The sequence below is a fragment of the Bacteroidales bacterium genome (assembly GCA_018334875.1).
Lineage (GTDB): Bacteria > Bacteroidota > Bacteroidia > Bacteroidales > UBA12077 > JAGXLC01.
This window is the reverse complement of the sequence record JAGXLC010000350.1, coordinates 1-4234: the sequence shown is the minus strand read 5'-3', so window position 1 is coordinate 4234 and position 4234 is coordinate 1. Positions and strand designations below refer to the sequence as shown.

4 protein-coding genes are annotated in these 4234 nt (G+C 43.0%); all 4 read right to left on the bottom strand.

Translation table 11 applies throughout. From position 1 onward, the window contains the following. The coding region (locus tag KGY70_17880; protein ID MBS3777072.1) for a hypothetical protein at positions 1–365 on the bottom strand (365 nt) is incomplete at its 3' end. 1180 nt (positions 366–1545) lie between these two features. Beyond that, positions 1546–1962 (bottom strand): secondary thiamine-phosphate synthase enzyme YjbQ, encoded by a 417-nt coding sequence (locus KGY70_17875; protein MBS3777071.1) that lies wholly within the window; start codon positions 1960–1962, stop codon positions 1546–1548. An 11-nt stretch (positions 1963–1973) separates the two neighbouring features. Continuing rightward, complete coding sequence (locus KGY70_17870) at positions 1974–3719, bottom strand: phospho-sugar mutase (GenBank protein ID MBS3777070.1); 1746 nt, start codon at positions 3717–3719, stop codon at positions 1974–1976. Between the two features lie 355 nt (positions 3720–4074). Then, positions 4075–4234: sugar nucleotide-binding protein (locus KGY70_17865; protein MBS3777069.1), on the bottom strand; the 160-nt coding region annotated here is incomplete at its 5' end.

Here is a 4234-nt window from a genome sequence, read left to right as displayed (position 1 = left end):
CTGTTTATTGGGGAGAAACGCTGATTGCCGGTTCCTCCTCCTCCCCGGCCATCGGCTATACGGTAAGTGCCCGCACTGTGCCAGGTCATCCGGATAAACAGACCTCCATAATGACCCCAGTCTGCCGGCCACCAGTCTTTGGAGTCGGTCATAAGTTGATGAAGATCTTGCTTGACGGCTTTCAAATCCAGTTTTTTGAATTCTTCGCCATAGTTAAAACCCTCCTCCATGGGTTTGGAATGGGGGCAATGCTGGCGGAGAATATCTAGGTTTAGCTGTTTAGGTCCCTGGGGATCAACACCAACTGGTTTGCTGGTTGCTCCGGTAACCGGACATTTGCTAGAGTGATCTGATTGATGTTCCATAATTATTTAGTTTTAGTTAAATTTCACATAAGAATCGTTCTCATTTATCAGAAAACAATATTAATTAAACAACAAGATGGACACCAATGTTTTTGTCTTTTTAGAATGAGTCTAAATAATGGAAAATTTTATAAGGAGAGGGGTGCTTACACGCACTATACCATCTTTTTTGTGCTTTATTACATTTGTCAATTCGTGCGTTGGGGATACACTTAAAAAATTTATGTTTAGAATATGTACAAGATTAAAATTTAATTGCTCCTACTAATCTCCTTTGTTTTGCATAAAATCAGTAAAACCACTTTCTGTCCAATGTTCAACTCGCGCACGTATTGCACGATTAGGATTAGATAATTCGTGTCCTTGAATTTCCTTATAATTGACTTATGGACTAGGGTTTGCAAAACGGAACCTTTCCCGTTTTTGACTGATAGTTGGCTATTGCTTTCCCCCATTTCCTTCAAATAACCAAGGATCTGGTTTTTCCTTTTGACGGTGAATTTCGGGGGTGAGCTTTATGTGCGCTTTCTTATTTACCGGGCAGTGAGGTTTGTCATATAATCTTTTAAACAAAGGTAATAAAAAAATGACGGGAAAATGGACCGGAGACAAATGTCAAGAAATTTTTTTTTCCTTTAGCATCAGGTTGCCATATGCCTGCTCTTGTATTGCCAACGCTAACCCGTCCGACCGGCATGCATGATGAATATTTTCTCTGAGATCCAAAGGCTCGGAAGCGGAAGCTTTTCCGGGCATGTGTATCTGAAAACCGGCCAGACGGGGTGCCAAACAACCGGCCAAATGCCTTCAGCCTCATCATCCGGCCTGTCTTGGTTTTCCCACAGCGGCTTGCTGCCAGCAGCCAACTTTATATTTTCTGCGAATATAATAAAACTTGTTCGGCTTTTGACGCCCGCGTGCCGGCAGTCAGGGATGAACATTAATGACAACCGAATGCCCACTTAATGACAATCAATGACTATTTCATTCACCTGCCAGCGCCAGATTTGTCCTTTGCTAACTTCTTTCCCCAACTCCTGTCAAACAATCAAACTCCTGTCAAACACAACAAATGACAATTGGTTTTCCCTGTCGACTTTGTATTCAGGGTTTGCCAATTGCTCTTTGCCAACCAATTTCCCAACTCCCGTCAAACAAATTAAAAGGCAGCTTTCGGCGTCTATTCCCCAATGACCTTCACCAATAACCTTTTCCTTCGTTTTCCGTCGAATTCTCCGTAGAAGATCTGTTCCCAGGGTCCGAAATCGAGCTTGCCCTCTGTAATGGCTACCACTACTTCTCGGCCCATAACAGTTCTTTTAAGATGGGCATCGGCATTGTCTTCTGCTGTGTTGTGATTGTATTGATCATAGGGTTTTTCCGGTGCGAGGCCTTCGAGCCAGTTTTCGAAATCCTGATGCAGACCCGACTCATCATCGTTGATGAATACACTGGCTGTAATGTGCATGGCATTCACCAGCACAAAACCTTCTTGAATGCCGCTTTCACGAACTTCTTTTTCGACATCCGGGGTGATGTTTATCAATTCTCTGCGGTGCTTCGTGTTGAACCAAAGCTCTTTTCTATGTGATTTCATCTTGTTTCTTTTTATTGGATTTTTAATTCGTTAATGATGTTATCAATTCGCTCTTCGAGCATGCTGTCAACTTTGTCTAAATCTTCCCGTTTTTCCAGTTTGTCGTTTACGCTGAAATAGAACTTGATCTTGGGTTCTGTACCCGACGGGCGCATGGAGATCTTGGTTCCGTCCTTCAAAATGAACTGTAATACATTGGATTTGGGAAGATGGATCTCGTAACGGAGCTGACTGAGCTGATCAAAGGTTTTTTGTTTATGGTAATCGTGTATCAGCATCAGATCCTCCCCGTTGATGGAATCGGGCGGGTTGTTCCTGAACTGATCCATCATCTTTCTGATTTCTTCTTCCCCTTCCTTGCCTTTTTTCTCTACCGATTTCAGCCTTTCCTTGAAAACATCGTGTTCAAGGTAGATGTCGATGAGCTGGTAAAACAGTGATCTGCCGTTTTCCCTTGCAAATGAGGCTGTTTCAGCAAGCAGGGCACAGGAGATTACCGCATCTTTGTCCCTTACGAAATCGCCTGCCAGATAACCATAACTTTCCTCACCGCCAGCGATGAATGTTTTCTTGCCTTCGAGCTGCTTAATCTTGTCTGCTATATATTTGAAACCGGTGAGGGTGTCATAGCACTCCACACCGTAAGTTTCTGCAATATCGGCCAGCAGTTCCGTGGTGACTATGGTTTTTACGATGTATTCGTTGCCTGTTAATTTCCCTTTCTCTTTCCATTGAGAGAGGAGATAGTTGATCAGGAGGGAAGCGGCCTGATTACCGTTTAGGATCTCCAGTTGCCCCTGTTTATTTTTCACTGCCAGCCCCACACGGTCGGTATCCGGGTCTGTGGCCATTACCAGGTCAGCATCCTCTTTTTCGCCTTTTTCAAGCGCCATCTTCATCGCTGCATGCTCTTCGGGATTGGGTGAATGAACCGTGGGAAAATCACCGCTGATCTCATCCTGCTCGGGTACATGAATCAAATTCCTGAACCCGAATTTTTCCAGCACTTTTGGGATCAAATCTACGCCCGTACCATGTAAAGGCGTGTAAACGATCTTCATATCACTGTGTTTCTTGTTGACTTCAGGATTCAATGAAAGCGTATAGATTTTGTCAAGGTACGTTTCATCGATGTCCTTCCCGAGGATTTCTATTTTGTTTTCATCCCCGTTAAAATTGACGTGGCTTATGTCACTGATCTTTTGTACTTCGCTGATGATGTTTTTGTCGTGGGGCGGTACAATCTGACCACCGTCATCCCAGTAAACCTTATACCCGTTGTATTCTTTCGGGTTGTGCGAGGCAGTGATCATAATACCTGCCTGGCAGCTCAAATATCTTATTGCAAAAGAGAGTTCTGGTACTGGCCGGAGCTTGTCGAAAAGATATACTTTGATTCCGTTGGCCGTTAAAACTTTGGCGGCTTTCTCCGCAAACAGCTTGCTGTTGTTTCTGGAATCATAAGCAATGGCTGCTTTTATCTGGCTTAGATTAGAAAATTGTTTGTGAATATAATTGCTCAAACCCTGGGTTGCCATTCCAACGGTATAAATGTTCATCCTGTTTGTTCCTACTCCCATAATGCCTCTTAAACCGCCGGTACCAAATTCAAGATCCTTATAGAAGGCGTCGATCAGTTCTTGCTCATCGTTTTCAAGCAAATATTTTACCTGCTTTTTGGTTTCTTCATCAAAATCGCCTTCAAGCCAGGTATTGGCTTTGTTTTTCACCTGGGTCAATACATCAACATTTTCCATAATTGCCTCACTGTTTTTTTGTTTTATAAAACTATCCCGTAAAAAGAACCTTAAAATTAAGAAAAATATCAGGATTAATGCAAAGGTGGGGGTGGGTTCTCTGTTATAGATTGAAATATAGATAGATATGGTAGAAAGTATTCTTTTTCCTTGTTTATCTCAAGTTTGTTGATTGCGCTCCAGGAAGGAAGGTGTTTAATTCAATTGTACCAGTTGGAGCGCTGGGGGGTTGGCAGTCGATTTCCCCGGGTTTCACCCGGGATTACTCATGGTTTGACCCCTTTGGGGTCTGGTTTAGTTCCCCGGGTTAAATCTAAGGTTGCTTCATTTTTTACATCTTATTTCAATGATAAACTTATTTATCTAACTTTTGTAACATCTTCTTCAGACTCTCCTTCCAGTATGGAATGGTGATGCCGAAGTCATTTTTGATCTTTGCTTTGTTGAATACGCTGTAATGGGGGCGTTGGGCGATGGTAGGCCAATCCTTGCTTTCGATGGGATGGATGGTGCAG

Bases quoted from the DNA above. Each gene is read 5' to 3' on its own strand.
- KGY70_17870 (MBS3777070.1), bottom strand. From the start codon at position 3,719: ATGGAAAATGTTGATGTATTGACCCAGGTGAAAAACAAAGCCAATACC.
- KGY70_17875 (MBS3777071.1), bottom strand. From the start codon at position 1,962: ATGAAATCACATAGAAAAGAGCTTTGGTTCAACACGAAGCACCGCAGA.